Genomic DNA, 20,812 nt, shown 5'->3' on the forward strand with positions numbered 1-20,812 from the left:
CCCGTTCGTGCGCCCGAGGGCAGAGCGCATGAACGGTCAGCGGCCGGAGGCGGTAGCGCAGCGTGACCACGCAGGGCGCCCGTTCGTGCGCCCGAGGGCAGAGCGCATGAACGGTCAGCGGCCGGAGGCGGTAGCGCAGCGTGACCACGCAGGGCGCCCGTTCGTGCGCCCGAAGGCAGAGCGCATGAACGGTCGGCCGGAGGCAGAGAACAGATGAGACGAGGTGCGACATTCGGGTTCCGGCTCTTGCCGGCGCTCGTCGCCCTGCTGTGTCTGGCCGCGTCGGCGTGCTCGACCGGTACCGACGCCGTGGCCACCGGAGGCACCTTCGAATTCGTCTCGCCGGGCGGGCAGACCGATATCTTCTACGATCCGCCGTCCGCGCGCGGCACGATCGGCAAGCTCGCCGGGCCGGACCTGATGTCCGACGACGGTGCGGACGTATCGGTGGACGATTTCCCGGGCCAGGTGGTCGTCATCAATCTGTGGGGGCAGTGGTGCGGGCCCTGCCGCGGCGAAGCCCCCGCGCTCGAACAGGTCTACGAGCAGACAAAAGATCTAGGGGTCGCTTTCCTCGGGATCAATGTCCGTGATTTCCAGCAGGACAAAGCACGAGATTTCATTATCGATAACCACGTCGGTTATCCGTCGATCTACGACCCGTCGATGCGCACGCTGCTGGCGCTCGGTGGAAATTTCCCGACCAGTGTCATTCCCACAACTCTGGTATTGGATCGGGACCACCGGGTAGCGGCGGTTTTCTTGCGCGCCCTACTCGCCGAAGATCTTTTACCGGTGGTGCAACGCATCGCCGCGGAGGGAGCATCATGAGAAGTCTTCGATCCCGAGGCGTACGCCGCTACGGGGCGACCCGGCCACCGCGCGGAGTCCGCGCCGAGGTGCTGGTCAAATCCTCGCTCGGTTCGTGGGAGCTACAGCCCGCGACCCAGCAGCCCGGCAGTGACCGGCGGGTGTCGAGTTCGCGCCCGTCGGGTGGCCGGGGTTCGACCGCGCCGGGCGGCCGCGGCGACGAGCGGCGCGCGAACAACGCCGAGGGCGAATCGGAGCGTAGTTCGCGTTGACGGTACTGGCAGGAGTGGGGGAATCGTTTCAGCAGACAGCGGCCACCGGGCCGTTGCTGCTTGCCCTCGGCGCCTGCCTGCTGGCCGGATTGGTGTCGTTCGCCTCGCCGTGTGTGGTGCCGTTGGTGCCGGGGTATCTGTCCTACCTGGCCGGTCTCGTCGGCGCACAGGCACCGCCGGCGACCGTGGACCAGGTTCGGCGCGGCCGGACCGCGACGACCACGAGCGGGAGCGCGACGACGGTGCTCACCGAGACTTCCGTCGCCGCGGATACCGTCCCGGCGCCTGCTCCCGATTCGGGACGCCTGCGCGTCGCCGGCGCGGCCGGACTGTTCGTCGCCGGTTTCACGGTGGTGTTCGTGCTGGCCACCGCCACTGTTTTCGGCCTCATCCAGACTTTGAACGTCAACCGGGATCTGTTGCAGCGCCTGGGTGGCGTGGTCACCATCGTGATGGGCCTGGCCTTCCTGGGCCTGATCCCGGCACTGCAGCGTGATACCCGGATGGAACCGCGGCGCCTCGCCGGAATCGCCGGAGCGCCGCTGCTCGGGGCCGTTTTCGCACTCGGCTGGACTCCGTGCCTGGGCCCCACGCTGTCCGGGGTGATGGCGGTGGCCGCCGGCACCGAGGGCACCACCGCGGTGCGCGGTGTGGCCTTGATCGTCGCCTACTGTCTCGGGCTCGGGCTGCCGTTCGTGATCTTGGCCTTCGGGTCGGCGAGCGCGCTGCGCGGGGTCGGCTGGTTGCGGCGTAATTCCCGCCGGATCCAGGTGATCGGCGGAATTCTGCTGGTCGCGGTGGGCGCGGCCTTGGTGACCGGGGCCTGGGATCAGTTCGTCGGCTGGGTGCGTGACGGATTCGTCGCCGAGGTGACGCTGCCGATATGACCGTGACAGATCGTCCCGAGGCGCCCCCGGTTCATCCGCCCCGGCAATCCCCGCTGGGCCGTGTGCTGGCACTGGTGCGCAACACCTGGCGTTCGCTCACCAGCATGCGGACCGCGCTGGTGCTGCTCTTCCTGCTGGCGCTGGCCGCCATCCCCGGTGCGCTGCTGCCGCAGCGCAGCCTGAACGAGCAGAAGGTCGCGACCTACATCGCGGACCGGCCGGTGCTCGGCGAGTGGATGGACCGGTTCGAACTGTTCGACGTGTTCTCCAGTTTCTGGTTCACGGCGATCTATGTGCTGCTGTTCATTTCACTGGTGGGCTGCATCCTGCCGCGCACCGTGGACCACTATCGGGCGTTGCGGACCCCGCCGGTGCGGGTGCCGCGCAATCTGACCCGGTTGCCGCACCATCACCGGGTGGTCCTCGACGGCACTCCGGACGAGATCGCCGCGCGGGCCCGTACTCGGTTGCGCGGCTGGCGGACCGAGATGCGGCCGGGCGAGCGCGACGGTGAGGTCACCCTGTCGGCCGAGAAGGGTTACACCCGCGAGCTGGGCAATCTGGTGTTCCACCTGGCGCTGGTCGGGTTGTTGATCGCCATCGCGGCCGGGAAGTTGTTCGGTTATGAGGGCAATGTCATCGTCATCGCGAACAACGGGCCGGGCTTCTGCACGACCTCGCCGGCGGTGTTCGATTCCTTCCGTGCGGGGAACGTGAACGACGGAACCGGCATGACCCCGATGTGTGTGAAGGTGAAGAACTTCCGGGCCGACTACCTCGACAACGGCCAGGCCGAGATGTTCACCTCCGATATCTCGTATCAGGAGGGCGCCGATCTGGAGTCCGGTACCTGGCGGGATACCACCATCAAGGTGAACCATCCCCTGCGGGTCGGCGGGGATCGGGTCTATCTGCAGGGGCACGGTTATGCGCCGACGTTCACCGTGACCTTCCCGAACGGCGAGACGCGCACCGAAACCGTGCAGTGGCAGCCCAACGATATGCAGACGTTCCTGTCCAGCGGCGTGCTGCGCATCGATCCGCCGGGCGGGATGTTCGCCACCGAAGAACAGCGCCGGCAGAACCAGATCGCGATCGAGGGCTTGTTCGCGCCTACCGCCAGTTTCCACGGGTCGCTGCTCACCTCGGTGTACCCGGAGCTGACCGATCCGGCGGTGGCGGTGGATATCTATCGCGGTGACACCGGTCTGGACACCGGCCGCCCGCAGTCGATCTTCGCGCTGGACCAGGAGATGGTGGCACAGGGCAGGCTCAGCAAGGAGGCCCGGGTGAACCTGCGGCCGGGTGAGACCACCGAACTGCCCGGCGGGACCCGGGTGCGTTTCGACGGTGCGGAAGAGTTCGTGAACCTGCAGGTTTCGCATGATCCGGCGCAGCAGTGGGTGCTGGTCAGCGCCCTGGTGATGATGGGCGGGCTGCTGGTCTCGCTGCTGGTTTCGCGGAGGCGGGTCTGGTTGCGGGTGACCCCGGAGGGTACCGTGGAGCAACGACGCGTCGTAGTAGAGATGGGTGGGCTGGCCCGTACCGATCAGGCCGGCTGGGGCGGCGAGTTCGATCGCCTGCGACACCGCCTGCTGGACGCGTCCGGCGACTGATCGCCGCCCCCAGGACCCGCGTGGGCGACCACGCACGGGCAGCAACTGCCCATCGAGCACCGCGGTACGAACACGGGAGATGCAACGATGCCGATCGACGACACGCTCGCCGGCTACAGCGACCTCGCCTACAAGACGGCGATCGTCGTATACGCGCTGGTGCTGGTGCTATTGATCGTGCAGTACGCCTCGGCGCGGGTGCGGCAGGTGAGCGAGCGGGAGATGGTCCCGGCCGGTGGCGTGGCCGCCGGCAGCGATACCCCGGGCCGGATCACCGAGGCGCCGGCCGTGCCGCTGTCCGAGCGGTTCGGCAATATCGCGTTCTCGGTGCTGTTCGTGGCGGTGGCCCTGCATGTGGGCTCGATCGTGCTGCGCGGTTTCTCGACCGGCCGTTTCCCGCTCGGCAATATGTACGAGTTCGTCGCCATGGCGACCGCGGCGGCCGGGGTGGTCGGTCTGGTGTTCATGCGCGACGCGCGCTATCGGTCCATGTGGGTCTTCCTGCTCGTCCCCATGCTGATCCTGATGTTCCTCGGTGGCACGGTGCTCTACACCGACGCGGCCCCGGTGGTGCCGGCGTTGCGGTCGTTCTGGTTGCCGTTGCACGTCACGATCGTGAGCCTCGGCAGCGGTGTGTTCCTCGTGTCGGGGGTGGCGAGTCTGCTGTTCCTGTACCGGTTGCGTCAGCCCGAGGGCGCGGAATCCACGAACATCCTGGGGGTGATCGCGCGTCGGCTGCCCGACGCCCGCACGCTCGACCGGCTGGCCTATCGCACCACCATCATCGGGTTCCCGCTCTTCGGTGCGGGTGTGATCCTGGGGGCGATCTGGGCCGAGGCGGCGTGGGGACGGTTCTGGGGATGGGATCCGAAGGAGACCTGTTCGTTCATCGCCTGGGTGCTCTATGCGGCGTACCTGCACGCGCGGGCGACCTCGGGTTGGCGGGACACCAAAGCCGCGTGGATCAATGTGGCCGGATTCGTGGCGATGCTGTTCAACCTCTTCATCATCAATCTGGTCGTTTCCGGGCTGCACAGCTACTCCGGGCTGACCTGATCGACCGGCTATTTCTCCGACCGTAATGATCGTTACTCTGCCGCAATGCTCGGTTGCTATTGTTCGGTCGAGTTATTTGCTGAAATATACAGGGCCCGGCCTGCGATTTATCGGGTTTGACCGGTCATTTCCCCTCCATAGCGCGGCGAGCAATGAGGAGAGCGGCAGTGGATTCGGAGAATTTCAGTTCGGATAACAGCGGCGATATCGATTACCGCGCAACCGTGGCCGCCGACAACGCGCTCATATGCGGTCTGGAGCCCGACTCCCTGCTCAGATTGGTGCGCACCGCCGTGGGGCTGCCCGCCGAGGCGCTCGAACGCCTGGCCGTCGTCGCGGATAAATTGCGCGCCGTGGAAGGGCTACCACAACTGGACAGCACCGGCGATTGAACCAGCCCGCCGAGCCGCGGGTGACAACCCGCGGCCGGGCATTGTGCGGGTGCGGCGATCAGTGTTCGGCAGATCCCGGATCGCCGTCCCGGTGTTTCTGCTGACGTGAGATCCGCCAGAGGAATTCGGGATCGTCATCCGGGCCGAGAACACGCTTTCGGGCCGGTCCCGGAGCGGGTGTGTCACGCCCGGGGCCGAATGCCTTCCAGCACAGCACCACGATCGCCACGATCGCGATGAGTGCCAACAGGTACATCACGTGGCTCACCTCCTCCAACGAGGTTAGCTCCCGGAGGCGCCGGTGGGTATGGGCGGCCGGGCGCCGGTGGTCCCGCTGCGCCGGGCCGAGCTCAGCCGCGCTGCGAAGAAGCGGCCGAGCTGCCCTGCGGGTGTGGTGCGACTCAGCTGCCGCGGACGGTCGCCTCGGTGGTGAGCGATTCGAGCAACCGCATCACTTCGGATTCGCGGAACCGGCGATGTCCACCCGGAGTGCGCAGCGAACCGAGCCGTCCCGCGTGCGCCCAGCGGGTGACGGTCTTGGGGTCTACGTGGAACAGGGCGGCAACCTGGCCCGGGGTCAACAGGTTCTCCTGCACCCCCACGGCGATCGCGGTCATGGCAAACCTTTCTGTTTCGTCACGTTTTCTCATCGGATTCCGACATAGTGGCACCGCGACCCCCGGGTGTTCGAACCACCTACTGTTGGTAAAGCGGAGGTAATGGACAAAACGGATACGCGGTGCGGGTGGGTTCAGGCCGTCGCTTACGCTGGTCAGGTGAGTGACGCGAACCCATCCGAGGAACCGACCGCCCCTGCGCCCGGTACGTCGCCGGGCCGCCGACTGGCACGCAACCTGGCGCTCTACACGCTGGCCAGGCTGGCGCTGGTCGCGATACTCACCGTCGTGATCATGGTGGGGGCGGCGGTGGTCACGGTGGAGATACCGCTGGTCGTCGCCATTCTCTTCGCGATCGTCATCGCGTTGCCGCTCTCGCTCACGCTGTTCAAGGGCCTGCGCGGGAAGGTGAACGCCGATATCGCGGCCGTGGACGAACGCCGCCGCCGGGACAAGGCACAACTGCGTGCCCGCCTACGCGGTGACGCCGTGGTCGAGGGTCCGGCGGACACCACCACCGCGGCAACCGAGTCCACGGCCGAACCCGCGCCGGACGCGGAATCGAAGCGGGGGGATTCGGGCAGCTCCGGCGGCCCGGCGTGAAAAGCTGTGCCCGCGGCAACCCGCGCGGTTGGGCGGACGAAGCCGTCCGACTCATCGACGCGGACGCCCAGCGCAGCGCCGATACGCATCTGCTGCGCTATCCGTTGCCGGTGGACTGGAATGTGCAGCTGTACCTGAAGGACGAGTCCACCCATATCACCGGCAGTCTGAAACACCGGCTGGCCCGTTCGCTGTTCCTCTACGCCCTGTGCAACGGCTGGATCACCGAGGGCACCACGATCGTGGAGGCGTCCTCGGGTTCGACCGCGGTGAGCGAGGCCTATTTCGCCCAGCTGCTCGGCCTGGAGTTCGTGGCGGTGGTCCCGGCCGGTACCTCGCCGCAGAAGATCGCGCTGATCGAAGCCCAGGGCGGGCGATGCCATTACGTACAGCGACCGCCCGATATGTACACCGAAGCGGCTCGCCTCGCCGCGGAGTGCGGTGGGCATTATCTGGACCAGTTCACCAACGCCGAACGTGCGACCGACTGGCGCGGGAACAACAATATCGCCGAGTCGATCTTCGATCAGCTCACCATGGAGACCCACCCCGTGCCCGAATGGATCGTGGTGGGCGCCGGAACCGGCGGTACGAGCGCGACCATCGGCCGCTATCTGCGCTACCGCCGGCATCCGACCCGGCTGGCCGTGGTCGATCCGGACAACTCCGCGTTCTACGGGGCCTATGAGACCGGATCGCGGGACTACACGACCGGTATGCCGTCGCGGATCGAAGGGATCGGCCGGCCCCGGATGGAGCCCTCGTTCGTGCCGGAGGTGGTGGACCGGATGATCCACGTCCCCGACCCGGCTTCCATCGCCGCGGCGAGATTCGCGAGCCGGGGGCTGGGTCGGCGGGTGGGCGGTTCGACCGGTACCAACTTCTGGGGCGCGTGCGGACTGATCGCGCAACTACTGGCCGAGGGGCGCAGCGGCAGCGTGGTGACGCTGCTGTGCGACGGCGGCGAACGGTACGCGGACAGCTATTTCAGCGATGACTGGGTCGCCGGCCAGGGCTGGGACCTGACCGCACCGACCGCGGTCCTGACGGAGTTCCTGGCCACCGGCCGGTGGCCCGCCTGACGCCGCGGCGCGGTGAAAACGACGCGCTCGCCGGGCCGGGCAGCGCTTACGATGACGTCGGTATGGTTCTCGATCCGGGCCGCTCGCACGGCCGTCCTCCCGTGATCCCGGCGCCCACGGACGAACCGCTCGTGGTGACGCTGCTGGGTCGTATCGCGCTGCGCCGCGACACCGAACTGGTGGTGCTGCCGGGGACCCGGGCCCGGTTGCTGCTGGTGGCACTGGCCCTGCGGCCGGGGCGCAGCCGTAGTGCGGCCGTGCTCATCGAAGAGGTCTGGGGCGGCGATCCGCCGCGCTCGCCGATGAACGCCCTGCACACCCAGATCTCCCGCCTGCGTGCTGCGCTGCCCGACGGCGTGCTGGAGGCCGGGCCGGCCGGTTACCGGGTCGTACTGCGCCCGGAGCAGCTGGATCTGACGGCTGTACAACAGCTGGCCCGACAAGCCGATACGGTGCTGGCCGCCGGCGATCCACCGGCGGCGCTGGCGATCGTGGGCCGGGCGCGCGCACTGTGGTCCGGTGAGCCGGGTACCGATCTGCCGCCGAGTGAACCGGCCACGGAACTCGCCGCTGTGGCGGCGGAAACCGCCGGGGGACTCGACGATATCGAGCGGGCGGCCCGGGAGGCAGTGGGTGATCTGGACGGGGCGGTCGCCATCGCACGCCGGCAGTCGCGGGAGCGGCCCGCGGACGAGGCCCGGGCCCGGAATCTCATGCGGCTGCTCGCCACCGCCGGCCGCGACAGCGAAGCACTGGATGTGTTCGCCGCCCTGCGCACGATGCTGGCCACCGAACTCGGCACCGACCCCGGTGCCGCGATCACCGAACTCAACACCGCGATCCTGCGCGGCGAATTCGCCCCCCGCACACCACCCCGCCGACCCGAACCGGAGGTCCCGGTACCGGTCTCGGCGGCCGTCGGGGTGCGGGCCGCGCCCAACGCACTGCTCGGCCGCGCGGACGATCTCGCCGAACTGAGCCGCCTGCTCGGAACTTCCCGGGTCACCACCGTGCTCGGTCCCGGCGGCGCCGGAAAGACCAGGGTCGCCAACGAACTCGCCACGCGATCGGCCGCCACCCAGCCGGTGGTGCTGGTGGAACTGGCCTCGGTGCGGCCGGACGGGACGAGCCGGGACGCGGCGGTGGATATCGAAACCGCCATCGCGGGGGCGGTGGGCCTGGGAGAGACCGTTCGCGATCGCGCCCTGCCGCAGGTGCGTCCGCCCGCCGACAGCAGTCGCCGGCTGCGCGACGCGCTCTCGGCCCGGCCGATGCTGCTGGTGCTGGACAACTGTGAGCACCTGATCGACGGTGCGGCTCTGGTAGTGGCCGATCTGGTGGGCAGCTGCCCCCAACTCACGGTGCTCACCACCAGCCGGTCGCCCTTGGCGATCACCGCGGAAACGGTCTATCCGCTGGCGCCCTTGGCAATCGACGCCGCCGGGTCACCGGCCACCGATCTGTTCGCCGCGCGCGCCCGCGCGGTCCGGCCGTCGGTGCGATTGGACGCGACGGTCGTGGCCCGGCTGTGTCACACCCTGGACGGGCTACCGCTGGCCATCGAACTCGCCGCGGCCCGGGTGCGCACCATGAGTGTGGAGGATATCGAGCGGCGGCTCGATCAGCGTTTCGCGCTGTTGCGCACCGGCGATCGCACTTCTCCGGAGCGGCACCGCACACTGCACGCCGTGATCGCCTGGAGCTGGAACCTGCTGGAGCCCACCCAGCAGATCGCGCTGCGCCGGATGTGCCGCTTCCCCGCGGGATTCACCCTGGACGCGGCCGAAGCGGTGGCGGGCGGGCCGGAGGTGGGTGATATCGCCACGGCGGTGGACGGGCTGGTCGGGCAATCGCTGCTGACGGTCGTGGAGGACGACGACAGCGAGACCGATCCCGCGCCGGGCGTGCGTTATCGGATGTTGGAGACGGTCCGCGAATTCGGCGAACAGCAGCTGGTCGCCGCGGACGGCGGGACCGGCGTGGAGATCGAACTCGTGGAGTCCCGGATGGCCGGCTGGGGCCGCGAATTCGCGGTGGCGGTCGCGCAGCGGTATCTGGCAGGTGACGAGCTCGGGCCGGCCCTGCTCATGCTCGCGGAACTCGACAACCTGGTGGCGGTGTTGCGCCGGGCCGAGGCGGCCGGGGACCGGCACACTGTGTACGCGGTCTTCCCGGCGGTCTCCATGCGATGGGTGGCCCAAGGCGCGCATCTGGAATTGATGGGGTGGATTCCGCGGCTGCTCGCGCTGCCACCGCCCGAGCGCGCGGCCGGGACCTACGCGGATCTGTACCTGCTGGGCCACGGGATGACCGCACTGCACCTGGCCTTCATGAGCCGCAATACGCGCGAGCTGGCGGTGGTCCGATTCCGCGTGCGGGCGCTGCTGCGGAACGCGACCGGGATGGACGCGACCCTGCGGTATCTCGGGCAGCTGCTGACATGTCCCGCGGATGTGACCCGGCTGGCCCGGCTGCTCGCCGACGGCGCGCGTTCGGACACCGCGCAGATCAGAGTGGTCGCCCTGGTGGCCCGGGCGAACATCTGGGAGAACATGGGCCGGATCTTCGCCTCCCGTCGCGACGCGCGTGCCGCGTGGGCGCTCACCTCCGAGCTGGAGGTGTGGAGCCGGGCGATGGTGGTCCAGCATCTGGGCGCGCTCGACGGGCAGACCGCGCACTACCGTGAATCGGTCACGTATTACGAGGAAGCCGCCGAACTGCTGCACCGGATCCGTGCCTACGACGAAAGCCTCGAGGTGCGTTCGTTCATGGCGGTGTGCCTGGCCGGTATCGGTGAGCCGGGGCGGGCGCGGCGGGAACTCGCCGCCGCGTTGGGTCTGTCCGGTTCCGGTGGGGCGGGACTGGAATTGATCGACGATCCGACCATCCGGCGTAACCACCGGCTGTCGACGATCGCCGCCGGGCTCGCCGAGGTCGAACTCGCCGAAGGCGATACCGAGGCCGGGCTGGCCCATTTCCGGCGTGCGCTGGATCTACTGGGCTGGCCCGGAAGGGAATTCACGCCCGGGCCGGGGGCATTGCTGATGTGTTCGACGGTCGTCGCCGCGCATGTACTGGCCGGGCGGATCGAGGCGGTCGCGCCGCTGGTGCCGGAGCTGGCCGTCACCGCACTGGACCGGCTCGGCACGGTTCCCGACCTGCCACAGCTCGGCGCGGTGGCCTGTGCGCTCGGGTCGGGTCTGCTGGCTCTGGACCCGGGGTCCGCGACCGGGGTCGAACTCATCGCGCTGGCGCCGGTGGCGAACGGCCGGCAGGACTATCCGGTCATGCGCTGGGAGCGGCATCACGAACTGTGGCGGGACCGGCTCGGCGAGCGCCGGGTCGGCGCGGCTGTCGACGCGGCCCAGCGGTTGCGCAGGACGGTGGCCGCCGAGCGGATCCTGGAATTGATCGATACGGTCGGCGCGTCGCCGGGCCCGCTCCACCGGTCGGCGACCGATTGAGCGGGCCCGGCGGCACATACCCGTCATGCGCGGCGCATATAGGCCCGTACCGTGAGCGGTGCGAACACCGCGATGATCGCGGCGGCGCCCACCAGTGACCACAGCACGTGCATCCCGATATGCCCGGTGTTCATCAGATCCCGGCAGGCCCACACCAGATGGGAGACCGGGTTGACGTCGATGAACGCCTGCAGCCAGCCCGGCATCGTCTCTTTGGGTACGAAAGCCGGCGAGGCGAAGGTCAACGGGAACATGACGAGCATCGAATAGCCCTGCACCGCCGAGGCCTTGTTGGCGATCACGCCGAAGAAGGCCCAGATCCAGCTGGTGGCGAAGGAGCAGGCCACGACCAGCAGTACCGCCAGCAGGACACCGGCCGGTTCGGGACGGTAGCCCATGATGAAGCCCATCACGACGGTGAGTACCGAGGCGATGCCGTAGCGCACCATATCGGCGGTGAGTGCGCCCGACAGGGCGGCGATCCGGGCTATCGGCAGGGATTTGAAGCGGTCGAAGACCCCCTTCTCCATATCCTCTTTGAGCTGCACACCGGTGACCACCGAGGTCATCACGACGGTCTGCACCAGGATGCCGGGAATGATGACCGGTAGATAGCTCTTCACGTCGCCGGAGATGGCCCCGCCGAAGATGTAGGTGAACATCAGCGTGAAGATCACCGGCTGGATCACCACGTCGAACAACTGCTCGGGATTGTGCTTGATCTTGAGCAGGCCGCGATAGGCCATGGTGAGGGTGTTCTCGAAGGTTTTTCGGAGCCCGATCCGGGCCGCCGGCTCCGGAATCCGCGCAACCGTCACGGGCGCGGGTTCGGTCAGTGTCGTGGTCATGCTGCGGTCCGTTCGGTGTCGGTGTCGGCCGGGCGGCCGGTGAGGGTCAGGAAGACTTCGTCGAGGCTGGGCTTGGACACGGTGATCTCCTCCACCGCGATACCGAAGTCGCGCAGCCTGATCAACAAATCGGTAGTGCTGTTCGGATCGGGCAGCGCGGCGGTGAGCCGACCGGCCTCCGGGGTGGCCTGCGCTTCGCTGCGCAGGACCTCGGTGATGATCCGGCGGGCGGTTTCGAGCTGCGAGCGGTCGGTGACGGTCAGGTGCAGTGACGAACCACCGATCGACGCCTTCAGCTCGTCGGCGGTGCCGTCGGCGATCACGCGGCCGTGGTCGATCACCGCGATCCGGTCGGCCAGCTGATCGGCCTCGTCCAGGTACTGGGTGGTGAGCAGGACCGTGGTGCCGCCCCGCACCAGCCTGCGGATGGTCTCCCACATCTGGGCCCGGGTACGCGGGTCGAGGCCGGTGGTGGGTTCGTCGAGGAACAGCAGCGGCGGGGTCGCGATGAGGCCCGCCGCCAGGTCCAGCCGGCGGCGCATACCGCCGGAGAAGTTCTTCAGCGATTTGTTCGCGGCATCGGTGAGCTCGAATTCTTCGAGTAGTTCCGCCGTCCGCGCTCTGGCCGCCGCCCGGCTCAAGCCCAGCAGCCGGGAGAAGACCATCAGGTTCTCGGTGGCGGTCAGATCCTCGTCGACCGAGGCGTACTGGCCGGTCACTCCGATGAGCGACCGCACCGCGCCCGGTTCGGCGACGACATCGCGGCCGAAGACCCGGGCGCTGCCGGCGTCTGGACGCAGCAGGGTGGCGAGCATACGGATGGTCGTGGTCTTCCCCGCCCCGTTCGGTCCGAGCACGCCGTAGACCGACCCCTGCGGGACGGCCAGACTCACTCCGTCGACGGCCCGCTGGGTGCCGAATACTTTGACCAGGTCGTTCGCTTCGATCGCGAATGTGGCCGCGGATGCGTGTTTCGTCATGCCGGTTACGTTCCTCTTCCCGTCTTGCACGGCTCTTGCGCCGCGATTGCGTGGACCTGTCGTCAATTTTTGTTGACATTTGTCGGAGTGTCAACAAAAATTGACGCATGACAGAAGCAGCCACGCTGGCCGCGGCGGCGGGCAGCCCGGACCCCGCGGTGGGGCTACGGGCGGTGCTGGCGCTGCGCAGACTCCTCGAACGGCTCGAGGCGATCCAGGTGAACAATGCCCGCGATCAGGGCTGGTCCTGGCAGGCCATCGCCGACGCGCTCGAGGTCAGCAAACAAGCGGTCCACCAGAAACACACCCGGAGAGGCAGGGGTCGATAGATGTTCGAGAGATTTGCCAGGAACGCCCGTATGGCGGTGGTCGCGGCACAGGAACAGGCGCGCGAACTGCATTCGCCGGAAATCCGCGTCGAGCACCTGCTGCTGGGACTGCTCGAACAGGGCGGACCACAGCTACAGGGGCTACTCGAGGGGAGCGGCCTGACGCTGGACAGTGTGCAGGGATCCCTCGGCGCCGTCGGCGCCGAGGAGCCGCTGGGGCCGGGCGACGCCGAAGCGCTGCGGTCCATCGGTATCGACCTGGACGCGGTACGGGAGAGTCTGGAAGCCAACTTCGGTGCCGACGCCCTGGACCGGGCCGTCCCCTCCGACGGATCCCGGGCTCCACGCGGTCGCCGCCGCGGCGGCCGGTTCGGGCATATCCCCTTCACCCCCGGCGCCAAAAAAGTACTGGAACTGTCACTGCGCGAAGCGCTGGCGCGCAAGGACAGGTCCATCGAGACCGGACATGTCCTGCTCGGGATTCTGCGCGCGCCCGGGCCGGTGGCCGCCGAACTGCTCGGCGGCGCCGCCGGAATCGCCGGCCTGCGTGCCGAGGTCCACACCTTGCTCGACAAGGCGGCGTGATCGCGGCGGTCCGGCCCCGCCACGGCGCGGAACAGTCGCACAGGGCGGTGCCGGATCCCGCCACCGAGCCGGGCCGCCGATACGGCTGTATCCGGCACGCGGCGAGCCGGTGTGCTTAGCATGAGCTATGCAGCTTGTGCTCCGCTTGATCGGTACCGCCTTCGCCATCTGGCTGGCCGCCCTCTGGGTCGGCGATATCGACATCGTCTCTCCGCCCGACCAGGGCAACGGCGCGAAGATCGTGGTCCTGCTCGCGGTCGCGGTCGTGTTCACGGTGGTGAACGCATTCGTCAAACCCCTCGTGAAACTGCTGTCGCTGCCGCTGGTCATCCTGACCCTCGGTCTGTTCCTGCTGGTGATCAACGCCCTGATGCTCTGGCTCACGGCATGGATCACCGAGGCCACCGAATACGGTCTGCGCATCGACGGTTTCTGGGCGGCGTTCCTGGGCGCCATCATCGTCACGATCGTCAACTGGGCCATCGGGATCCTGATCCCGGACAACGACTGAACCGCTGAACCGCTGCGCCGGGCGTGGGGTCCGGGGCCCAGCCGGTGCGTTCCGGCCGCGCGCACCCGGGCCGCCGGCCGGCCTGCTGCCGAACGAGGCTTCAGACGAATGGGTCGGTGGAGAAATCGATCCGGCGGCGAGCGTTCGACTGATCGTGGCCCGCTGGAACGGAGTGATCGGTTCACCGGCGATCAGCGCGGCAGGCTCTGCCAGGTGATCTTGCGGTCGGCGTTCCGGTTCGCCCCGAAATCGGCGGTCCAGTCGCGGTCACCGCTCTCGAAAAGTGGTGGTGATCCTCCGGCGCCGTACGCCCTCCGGCGGAACGGGCAGATCCTCGCCCGGACTCCACACTTCGCCCCGCGGTTCGGTGCCGGAGGCAGGGATACGGCAGATGCCCGGACTCGGTCGATGCCGTCCTGTACGAGCACGGTATCGGCGAGCGTGATCCGTGAACCGCGGCGGACCATACTGGTGCGCATATCGAACGACGCGTTGAGTCCGGCCGGTAGCGGTCCGCGGTGAACCGGGCCGGAACGAAGCCGTCGGGGCAGTCGCGTTCGAGTTCGCGGGCGAGCAGGCCGCACACTCCCGTCCCGCTCGGGTTCGCCGGCGGCCACGGGCTGATCGCCGGCTTCTCCGCGAGGAGCTGCCCGTCGCGGTTGCCGAACCCCGGACCCGCGCCATACGGCACCCAAACGCCGAGATTGCCGATCTGCCCGTCGTTCGAGGGGTCAGACGTGGAGGTTGGCGAGTTCGCGGATGGCGGACGCGAGCGGTTTCCACGCGTTCTCCGATAGTTCGTGTCCGACTTCCGGCAGGAGGAGCAGGCGAGCACCGGGAATGCGCGATGCGATGGCGTGGGCGGCGCTGGTCTTGATCAGCGGGTCGTCCTCGCCGTGCACGACGAGGGTGGGCCGGGTGATCTCGGTGATCGCCGGGCCGCTCCACTGGGCCCCGATCTGCCGGCTCTGTGCTTCTTGGTCGTGAATTCCGCTGTCCGGATTGTGTTCCAGCCGGGTGCGCACCGCATCCTCGTCGAATTCGCGTTTCGGGGAGGCCAGCAGTTTTGCCACCACCACACCCGCGTCGACCGCGCCCGCTCGGGTGTCGGGGAACTTCACCCGCGCGAATTTCGCGAGCGTGCCCAGCCGGATGTAGCGCAGTGTGCGCAGGCCGGTGACATCACCGGGCACGGCATCCGCGGAAATGAGGGAACGTACGCGGTCGGGATGGCGCAGGGCGATGCGTTGCGCGACCGCGCCGCCGAGGGAGACTCCCAGTAGATGTGCCGAACTCCACCCCAGTTCGTCGAGTACCGCCATCGCGTCGTCGGCCATGTCCTCGGCGGTGTAGGCAGCACCGCGCCGCGCCAGCAGTGCGGTGATCGGGTTGCGGACCGCGGTCGGTGGTAGGTGGGTGGATTCGCCGCCGTCGCGCTGGTCGTAGCGCGCCACCGCGAACCCGTGCTCGACCAGCTGTTCGCAGAACCCGTCGGGTAGCCAGTGTCGGTTGGCGCCCAAACCGGTGGCCACCAGCAGCGGTTCGCCACCGAGCTCCGGCCTGAACTCGTCGAACGCGAGGCGTACCGCCCCGTTCCGCGCCCAGCGCCGCGGTCCCCATGTGGTGCCCGGGGTCATCTCGAACCTCCATTAATAGTGATCAGTGAACGCAGTTTTAGACTATGGCACGACCGGCGCCGAACAGAAGGGTGTGGCGAGTGACACAGTCCGGGCGGACGAACTCGACGGTCTGGGAGCGTGCCGAAGGCAGACGCGGTCCGGCTCCCGCGCACAGCCGGGACGAACTCGCCGCGGTCGCGATCGAGCTGGCCGAGGACGGTGGACTGGCTGCGGTGTCCACCCGCCGGATCGCCGAGAAGCTGAGCGTCAGCCAGTCGGCTCTGTATCGCTACGTATCCAGTCGTGACGATGTGCTCGACCTCATGGTCGATGCCGCCGCCGGCGAGATAGCTCTCGACATACCGCCCAGTGGTGCGGTGATCGACGACCTCACCGCTCTGGCCGTCCGGGCGAAGAGCGTCTACCTGAAATATCCGTGGCTGCTCGATATACCGGTCGAGCCGCTACGGGTGGGACCACACGGAATCCGGTACCTCGAATACGCACTGCGGGCGATGGCTACCGTCGATCTGCCCGGGCCGATGAAACTTCAGGCGATCGCCGCGCTCAACGCCCTCGTCCAGCAGCTTGCTCGCGCCGCGGTGGTCGACCGGTCGGCCGACCGGTCGCGGCGCGAGCGCCAGGCGGCCTACCTCTCCAGGATCGCCGCGATGGGCGCCCATCCATATCTTGCGGCGGCCCTGGACAGCTCGCACCGCGATATCGCCGCACCGGCCGATATCTTCGAACTCGTGATACACCGGGCACTCGAGGGTCTGCTGACTCCGGACCGGCCGCCCGCATCGCGCAGGGAGCTCCGCTGAGCGCCGCTCAGGTACCGAGCCAGAGGGCTACCGCCGAAAGGACGGACCACGCGAGCAGGGCGAGGCCCGAATCGCGGAGGGCGGGGATCAACTCCAAGCCGTTCCGGTTCGCCCGGACGGGAGAATTTGCGCGCGCGGCCAGCGGGACCGCCAGCAGGCCGGCCAGCGCCCAGGGGGTGCGGGCCACGAGGGCCAGGGTCATCAGGAACGGGACCGCCAGCAGGATCAGATGTGCGGTGCGGGTCCGGGTATCGCCCAGTTTCACCGCCAGAGTGATCTTGCCGGTGTCGGTATCGGTCGGGATATCGCGCAGATTGTTGGCCACCAGTACCGCGCTGGAGAAAGCGCCGACCCCGACTGCCAGTGCGACCCCGGCCCAATCGATCCGGAGTGCCTGAACGTATTGCGTGCCCAATACCGCTACCAGGCCGAAGAACAGGAAAACAGCGACCTCGCCGAAACCGCTGTAACCGTACGGCTTGCTACCGCCGGTGTAGAACCAGGCGCCGGCCAGGCATGCCGCGCCGACCAGCAGCAGCCACGGGGCCGACAGCAGCGCCAGCACCAGCCCCAGTACCGCGCCGGTCGCGAGGCTCCCGATCGCGGCGCCCCGGACCGCCGCGGGGGAGGCCAGTCCGGAGCCGACGAGACGCAATGGGCCGACGCGGTCGTCGTCGGTGCCGCGGATACCGTCGGAATAGTCGTTGGCATAGTTGACACCGATGATCAGTGCCATCGAAACGCCCAGAGCGAGCAGCGCTTTCCACCACACCGCGCCGTCGATCGCGGCCGCCGCCCCGGTACCGGCCACGACCGGGGCGATCGCGTTCGGCAGTGTTCTGGGCCGGGCGCCCTCGATCCATTGTGCTGCGGTAGCCATCTCCGCAGCCTAATGCGCGCGGCCGGGGCAGGCGCATCACACCGACCGCGTACACGGGGCGGTGGCAGGCCCGCCCGCCGGTCGGTGGCATACGACACCCACCGGCAGCCCGCGCACCGCGAGCGCATGACACACGCCCGAGCCGGGCCGGGACAGGGCCGGGACAGGTCGGGAGGGCGGAGGGAGCCGGACGGTTTCTCGCGGCACCCGGGCCCGTGCGCGATCGGGGCAGGCGATGCGGTGACACGGGAAACGCTACTTGCCGAATCGGATCGCCAGGGGCATCCTCGACAGCGTTGGACTGATCTTCCTCTCGGTGGGTAGTCGCCCGCCGAGGCCTATACGGAGGAGAGGAGCCCACCATGGCCCAGCGCGACAAACTGCCACGGACCGAACCCGGCGCCTTCGACGCGGTGCCGGAAGCCGATCGTGCCGAACAGGCGGCCCCGGCCTATCCCGACGACGCCCCGTACACCGATATCGACCCCCGCTCGATTCCCGACGATATGCCGATTCCCGATGAACCGGTCCTGGTCGGCGGCGGGGACGAATGGTCCGCGAATCCGGCCGATATCGCCGAACAGGCTGTTCCCGTCCCGCTGGGCGACGACTACGACGACGAGTTCGGTGACGACGAACTCTGATCCGGTGAGCCCGGTCCGCGGCGACACCGTCGCGGACCGCTCGATCAGGACGGCGATCCGGCCAGATGCCTGCGCAGCGCGCCGCGATCGGGTTTACCCGGGCCCAGAAGCGGGATCTCCTCGACGAGGGTGAGTTCGCGCGGGACCGCCACCGCGTCCAGCTCGGCCGATATGTGCGCGCGGATATCGTCCAGGGTCGGCGCGGTTCCCGGTGCGGGCACCACCGCGACCGCGACCCGCTGCCCCAGCCGTTCGTCGGGCAAACCGAGCACCACGCATTCGGAAACAGCTGGATGAGTCGCCAGCACCGCCTCCACGACCTGCGGGATCACCAGCAGGCCGCCGGTGCTGATCGCCTCGTCCAGCCGGCCGAGTACCCGCAGCACGCCGTCGGAGAAAACACCCGCATCGTCGGTACGGAACCATCCCGGCTCGGCGAAAGCCGGATGATCGGGGATATTGCGGTAGCCGGCGGCGAGCATATCGCCGCCGAGCAGAATGCGATCGTCTTCGATCCGCACCCGCGCCCCGGTCAGCGGTACCCCGTCGTAGACGCAACCGCCGCAGGTCTCGCTCATCCCGTAGGTGCGCACGACATTGATGCCGGCATCCCGGGCCCGCTCGTGAACCGGGGCGGGAATCGCGGCGCCACCGATCAGCACCGCATCCAACTCGGCCAGCGCCGCTGTCGCGGCAGGAGCCTCCAAGACCTTGATCAGCTGGGTCGGGACCAGCGAGGTGTACCGGCGTTCACCGCCCATACCCGCGATCGCACCGGCCAGCGCCTCGGGCAGGAAACCGCCGGACACATCGACCACGGTGGGTTCGGTGCCCGCCAGCAACGACCGCAACAGCACCTGCAATCCGGCGATGTGATGGGTGGGCAGGGCGAGCAGCCAGCTCCCCGGGCCGCCGAGGCGTTCATGAGTGGCATCACCGCTGGCCCGCAACGCGGCCGCGGTCAGCATGGCACCCTTGGGCACCCCGGTGGTACCCGAGGTGGTGACCACCAGGGCGATATCGTCGCCGATCGGTTCGCCGGGAGCGAGCGCGTCACCCAACCGGCGGGCCTCGCGACGATCACTGGCCGGCACCGGCAACCAGGCCGCCGAACCACTGCCGTCGAGCACCTGCCGCAGATGCGGCAACACATCACTGACTCCGCTGCCGGTGGGTATCGGCAGGGTACGCAAGGTTCTGGTCACGGCCGCGCCCTCTCCCCGGCACGCCGGAAAGCCGTGATTCGCTCGCTGCGCTCGCACACGGCAGCGATGGTGTCATGTCCGCCGGAAAGCGGACAGCAGGGGTCGATGCTGCCGGTACAGGAGGCCGGAGCCGGCTGATCGAAAAGGGCTGGGCCAGGCATGAGACTGCGATTCACTCGTCGGACGGTACGAAAGCGGTCGCACCGGGCGTCGGTGATCGGGCGGCCATCCGATCGTATCGTCGCCCGGCGGGCCGGGGGTTGGCAACCCGGCAGAAAACCTCCCACCCGCACCGGCTCAGCGGTTGTCCCGCCGGATCGGATGGTCCTCCGGCACCTCCACCAGCACGATCGGCACCCCGTCCGGGTCCGTCAACCACATCTCCACCAGGCCCCACGGTTCGGTCACCGGAGCCCGGTCGATCGGGACGCCGTTGACCGTCAGCTCCACCGCCACCGCGGCCACATCACGCACCTGCAACCAGATCGCGCCGGCGAACCCGCGCGGATCCGACCGGTCCGCGCCGTGCCCCGCCACCTCGATCAACGACTGCCCCGCGAAGAAGACGGTCCCACCCGGATACTCGCGATAGATCGCCAGACCGAGGGAATCGCGGTAGAACGCGAGGGTGGTCGCGTAGTCCCGGGGGCGCAGGATGATGCGGCTGCTGAGGATGTCCATCGTCGGAAAGTCTAGGGGCGTGGCGGGCGGGGTGTGTCCGATTTGCGCCGAGGAGGGCGGCTGGGGTGGGAAATTTCGGAAGGGTGGGCCGGTGGAGGGGTATGACTCGGGCAGGCGGGATGGTGGACGGGCGGGTTGGGGAGTGGGGGCGGCAGGTGGGATGCGGGCTCGCTCCGGCGGGATGTGACTCGGCGGGCTCGCGCAAGCGGGGCGTGGATCCGGGGGAGGCGGGGCAGCGGACTCGCGCGAGCCGGACGTTTGCCCGGGCGGGACGTGGGCTCGCTCACGTAGGCGGGGTGTGGGCGAACGCAAGCGGCACGCGGACTCGCGTGGGCAGGACGTGGACTCACGCAAGCGGGACGTGGATCCACGCAAACGGGTGTGGACAAACGCGGGCGGGACGCGGACTGGCGTGAGCAGGATGCGGATTCACGCAGGAGACGGATTCGCGCGGGGCGGGCGGGATATGGACCCCGAGCGCAAGCGGGACGGGGACTCGGATGGGTGGGACGTGGGCATGCGCAGGCCGAAAGTGGATCGACGTAGGCGATGCGTGGAACAACGCAAGTGGGGCGCGGATCCACGCGGGCAGGATGTGGGATTTACGCAAGTGGGGCGCGGATTCGTGCAGGCAAGACGCGGGTTTGCGTGGACGGGTGGGACGGCGGGCGTTCTCGCGAAGGTGAGGGGGCGGGGGCGGGGTTGTTTGTGAAGGTGAGGGGTGGGGTGTTGTGAAGGTGAGGGGCGGGGTGTTTGTGAAGGTGGAGGGGTGGGCTTGCCTCGTGGAGGTGGGGATGTCGACCTGCTTGTGCAGGTGCTGTGTTTTCGGCGCGCTGGCGCGCGCGGGGTCGAGGCCCCCGAAGTCTCGCCGTTCAGGCCTCGAGACTCGAGCCTTCGGCTCATGCGC

General features: G+C 68.6%; 22 protein-coding genes. 14 read left to right on the forward strand and 8 right to left on the reverse strand.

The features are described from left to right. Positions 1-213: 213 nt before the first annotated feature. The 6 genes from ACWCPQ_RS30910 (at position 214) to ACWCPQ_RS30935 (ending at position 5,033) form a co-directional block, all read left to right on the forward strand. The gene (locus ACWCPQ_RS30910; protein ID WP_449905453.1) at positions 214-831 is read left to right on the forward strand and encodes a TlpA disulfide reductase family protein; all 618 of its coding nucleotides are present in this window, start codon (positions 214-216) and stop codon (positions 829-831) included. Next, on the forward strand, positions 828-1,082 hold the full coding sequence (locus ACWCPQ_RS30915) for a hypothetical protein (protein WP_449905455.1): 255 nt from the start codon (positions 828-830) through the stop codon (positions 1,080-1,082). The genes ACWCPQ_RS30910 and ACWCPQ_RS30915 overlap by 4 nt, the downstream gene beginning before the upstream one ends. Continuing rightward, the gene (locus ACWCPQ_RS30920) at positions 1,079-1,969 is read left to right on the forward strand and encodes a cytochrome c biogenesis CcdA family protein (RefSeq protein ID WP_449905457.1); all 891 of its coding nucleotides are present in this window, start codon (positions 1,079-1,081) and stop codon (positions 1,967-1,969) included. The genes ACWCPQ_RS30915 and ACWCPQ_RS30920 overlap by 4 nt, the downstream gene beginning before the upstream one ends. Next, entirely contained in the window at positions 1,966-3,585 is a 1,620-nt protein-coding gene (gene resB, locus ACWCPQ_RS30925) for a cytochrome c biogenesis protein ResB (protein WP_449905459.1), read from the forward strand. The genes ACWCPQ_RS30920 and resB overlap by 4 nt, the downstream gene beginning before the upstream one ends. Positions 3,586-3,672: 87 nt before the next feature. Continuing rightward, entirely contained in the window at positions 3,673-4,641 is a 969-nt protein-coding gene (gene ccsB, locus ACWCPQ_RS30930; protein ID WP_449905461.1) for a c-type cytochrome biogenesis protein CcsB, read from the forward strand. A 167-nt stretch (positions 4,642-4,808) separates the two neighbouring features. Further along, a complete protein-coding gene (locus ACWCPQ_RS30935; protein WP_449905463.1) occupies positions 4,809-5,033 on the forward strand; it encodes a hypothetical protein in 225 nt (74 codons plus the stop codon). A 58-nt stretch (positions 5,034-5,091) separates the two neighbouring features. Here ACWCPQ_RS30935 and ACWCPQ_RS30940 read toward each other — a convergent pair whose 3' ends face one another. After that, a complete protein-coding gene (locus tag ACWCPQ_RS30940) occupies positions 5,092-5,292 on the reverse strand; it encodes a hypothetical protein (protein WP_449905465.1) in 201 nt (66 codons plus the stop codon). Positions 5,293-5,434: 142 nt separating this feature from the next. Next, the gene (locus ACWCPQ_RS30945) at positions 5,435-5,650 is read right to left on the reverse strand and encodes a BldC family transcriptional regulator (protein ID WP_449905467.1); all 216 of its coding nucleotides are present in this window, start codon (positions 5,648-5,650) and stop codon (positions 5,435-5,437) included. A gap of 159 nt (positions 5,651-5,809) precedes the next feature. On the opposite strand from ACWCPQ_RS30945, the gene ACWCPQ_RS30950 reads away from it, so the two are divergent. The 3 genes from ACWCPQ_RS30950 (at position 5,810) to ACWCPQ_RS30960 (ending at position 10,799) form a co-directional block, all read left to right on the forward strand. Next, entirely contained in the window at positions 5,810-6,253 is a 444-nt protein-coding gene (locus ACWCPQ_RS30950; protein WP_449905469.1) for a DUF4229 domain-containing protein, read from the forward strand. After that, complete coding sequence (locus ACWCPQ_RS30955) at positions 6,250-7,335, forward strand: PLP-dependent cysteine synthase family protein (protein WP_449905471.1); 1,086 nt, start codon at positions 6,250-6,252, stop codon at positions 7,333-7,335. The genes ACWCPQ_RS30950 and ACWCPQ_RS30955 overlap by 4 nt, the downstream gene beginning before the upstream one ends. A gap of 62 nt (positions 7,336-7,397) precedes the next feature. Next, entirely contained in the window at positions 7,398-10,799 is a 3,402-nt protein-coding gene (locus tag ACWCPQ_RS30960) for a BTAD domain-containing putative transcriptional regulator (protein WP_449905473.1), read from the forward strand. A gap of 23 nt (positions 10,800-10,822) precedes the next feature. Here the strand turns inward: ACWCPQ_RS30960 and ACWCPQ_RS30965 are convergent, their stop codons facing one another. Together ACWCPQ_RS30965 and ACWCPQ_RS30970 are read right to left on the reverse strand one after the other, a co-directional pair. Beyond that, the gene (locus tag ACWCPQ_RS30965) at positions 10,823-11,647 is read right to left on the reverse strand and encodes an ABC transporter permease (protein ID WP_449905475.1); all 825 of its coding nucleotides are present in this window, start codon (positions 11,645-11,647) and stop codon (positions 10,823-10,825) included. Continuing rightward, positions 11,644-12,627, reverse strand: coding sequence for an ATP-binding cassette domain-containing protein (locus tag ACWCPQ_RS30970; RefSeq protein ID WP_449905477.1), 984 nt, complete (start codon positions 12,625-12,627; stop codon positions 11,644-11,646). The genes ACWCPQ_RS30965 and ACWCPQ_RS30970 overlap by 4 nt, the downstream gene beginning before the upstream one ends. A gap of 107 nt (positions 12,628-12,734) precedes the next feature. Here ACWCPQ_RS30970 and ACWCPQ_RS30975 point away from each other — a divergent pair, with 107 nt between their 5' ends. From ACWCPQ_RS30975 to ACWCPQ_RS30985, 3 genes are all read left to right on the forward strand, one after another. Beyond that, positions 12,735-12,956 carry a helix-turn-helix domain-containing protein gene (locus ACWCPQ_RS30975; protein WP_449905478.1) on the forward strand — a complete coding sequence of 74 codons (222 nt, stop codon included), beginning with the start codon at positions 12,735-12,737 and terminating at the stop codon, positions 12,954-12,956. Beyond that, a complete protein-coding gene (locus tag ACWCPQ_RS30980; protein WP_449905480.1) occupies positions 12,957-13,541 on the forward strand; it encodes a Clp protease N-terminal domain-containing protein in 585 nt (194 codons plus the stop codon). 127 nt (positions 13,542-13,668) lie between these two features. Beyond that, positions 13,669-14,052 carry a phage holin family protein gene (locus tag ACWCPQ_RS30985; protein ID WP_449905482.1) on the forward strand — a complete coding sequence of 128 codons (384 nt, stop codon included), beginning with the start codon at positions 13,669-13,671 and terminating at the stop codon, positions 14,050-14,052. 731 nt (positions 14,053-14,783) lie between these two features. On the opposite strand, the gene ACWCPQ_RS30990 is transcribed toward ACWCPQ_RS30985, so the two are convergent. Further along, positions 14,784-15,689 carry an alpha/beta fold hydrolase gene (locus ACWCPQ_RS30990; protein WP_449905484.1) on the reverse strand — a complete coding sequence of 302 codons (906 nt, stop codon included), beginning with the start codon at positions 15,687-15,689 and terminating at the stop codon, positions 14,784-14,786. A gap of 80 nt (positions 15,690-15,769) precedes the next feature. On the opposite strand from ACWCPQ_RS30990, the gene ACWCPQ_RS30995 reads away from it, so the two are divergent. Further along, the gene (locus tag ACWCPQ_RS30995; protein ID WP_449905486.1) at positions 15,770-16,495 is read left to right on the forward strand and encodes a TetR family transcriptional regulator; all 726 of its coding nucleotides are present in this window, start codon (positions 15,770-15,772) and stop codon (positions 16,493-16,495) included. A gap of 7 nt (positions 16,496-16,502) precedes the next feature. On the opposite strand, the gene ACWCPQ_RS31000 is transcribed toward ACWCPQ_RS30995, so the two are convergent. Continuing rightward, the gene (locus tag ACWCPQ_RS31000; protein WP_449905488.1) at positions 16,503-17,375 is read right to left on the reverse strand and encodes a 1,4-dihydroxy-2-naphthoate polyprenyltransferase; all 873 of its coding nucleotides are present in this window, start codon (positions 17,373-17,375) and stop codon (positions 16,503-16,505) included. A gap of 362 nt (positions 17,376-17,737) precedes the next feature. On the opposite strand from ACWCPQ_RS31000, the gene ACWCPQ_RS31005 reads away from it, so the two are divergent. After that, positions 17,738-18,019 (forward strand): hypothetical protein, encoded by a 282-nt coding sequence (locus ACWCPQ_RS31005; protein WP_449905490.1) that lies wholly within the window; start codon positions 17,738-17,740, stop codon positions 18,017-18,019. Between the two features lie 44 nt (positions 18,020-18,063). Here ACWCPQ_RS31005 and menE read toward each other — a convergent pair whose 3' ends face one another. Beyond that, the gene (menE, locus tag ACWCPQ_RS31010) at positions 18,064-19,224 is read right to left on the reverse strand and encodes an o-succinylbenzoate--CoA ligase (RefSeq protein WP_449905492.1); all 1,161 of its coding nucleotides are present in this window, start codon (positions 19,222-19,224) and stop codon (positions 18,064-18,066) included. Between the two features lie 297 nt (positions 19,225-19,521). Beyond that, a complete protein-coding gene (locus ACWCPQ_RS31015) occupies positions 19,522-19,905 on the reverse strand; it encodes a VOC family protein (protein ID WP_449905494.1) in 384 nt (127 codons plus the stop codon). Positions 19,906-20,812: the final 907 nt, after the last annotated feature.

It is taken from the genome of Nocardia sp. NPDC001965 (assembly GCF_053594175.1).

What these genes read in the sequence shown, in the direction of transcription:
- ACWCPQ_RS30960 (WP_449905473.1), top strand. Translation starts at nt 7,398, where the DNA reads ATGGTTCTCGATCCGGGCCGCTCGCACGGCCGTCCTCCCGTGATCCCG.
- ACWCPQ_RS30970 (WP_449905477.1), bottom strand. Translation starts at nt 12,627, where the DNA reads ATGACGAAACACGCATCCGCGGCCACATTCGCGATCGAAGCGAACGAC.
- ACWCPQ_RS30975 (WP_449905478.1), top strand. Translation starts at nt 12,735, where the DNA reads ATGACAGAAGCAGCCACGCTGGCCGCGGCGGCGGGCAGCCCGGACCCC.
- ACWCPQ_RS31005 (WP_449905490.1), top strand. Translation starts at nt 17,738, where the DNA reads ATGGCCCAGCGCGACAAACTGCCACGGACCGAACCCGGCGCCTTCGAC.
- ACWCPQ_RS30945 (WP_449905467.1), bottom strand. Translation starts at nt 5,650, where the DNA reads ATGACCGCGATCGCCGTGGGGGTGCAGGAGAACCTGTTGACCCCGGGC.
- ACWCPQ_RS30915 (WP_449905455.1), top strand. Translation starts at nt 828, where the DNA reads ATGAGAAGTCTTCGATCCCGAGGCGTACGCCGCTACGGGGCGACCCGG.
- ACWCPQ_RS30985 (WP_449905482.1), top strand. Translation starts at nt 13,669, where the DNA reads ATGCAGCTTGTGCTCCGCTTGATCGGTACCGCCTTCGCCATCTGGCTG.
- ACWCPQ_RS30910 (WP_449905453.1), top strand. Translation starts at nt 214, where the DNA reads ATGAGACGAGGTGCGACATTCGGGTTCCGGCTCTTGCCGGCGCTCGTC.
- ccsB (WP_449905461.1), top strand. Translation starts at nt 3,673, where the DNA reads ATGCCGATCGACGACACGCTCGCCGGCTACAGCGACCTCGCCTACAAG.
- ACWCPQ_RS31015 (WP_449905494.1), bottom strand. Translation starts at nt 19,905, where the DNA reads ATGGACATCCTCAGCAGCCGCATCATCCTGCGCCCCCGGGACTACGCG.
- ACWCPQ_RS30990 (WP_449905484.1), bottom strand. Translation starts at nt 15,689, where the DNA reads ATGACCCCGGGCACCACATGGGGACCGCGGCGCTGGGCGCGGAACGGG.
- resB (WP_449905459.1), top strand. Translation starts at nt 1,966, where the DNA reads ATGACCGTGACAGATCGTCCCGAGGCGCCCCCGGTTCATCCGCCCCGG.
- ACWCPQ_RS30965 (WP_449905475.1), bottom strand. Translation starts at nt 11,647, where the DNA reads ATGACCACGACACTGACCGAACCCGCGCCCGTGACGGTTGCGCGGATT.
- ACWCPQ_RS30980 (WP_449905480.1), top strand. Translation starts at nt 12,957, where the DNA reads ATGTTCGAGAGATTTGCCAGGAACGCCCGTATGGCGGTGGTCGCGGCA.
- ACWCPQ_RS31000 (WP_449905488.1), bottom strand. Translation starts at nt 17,375, where the DNA reads ATGGCTACCGCAGCACAATGGATCGAGGGCGCCCGGCCCAGAACACTG.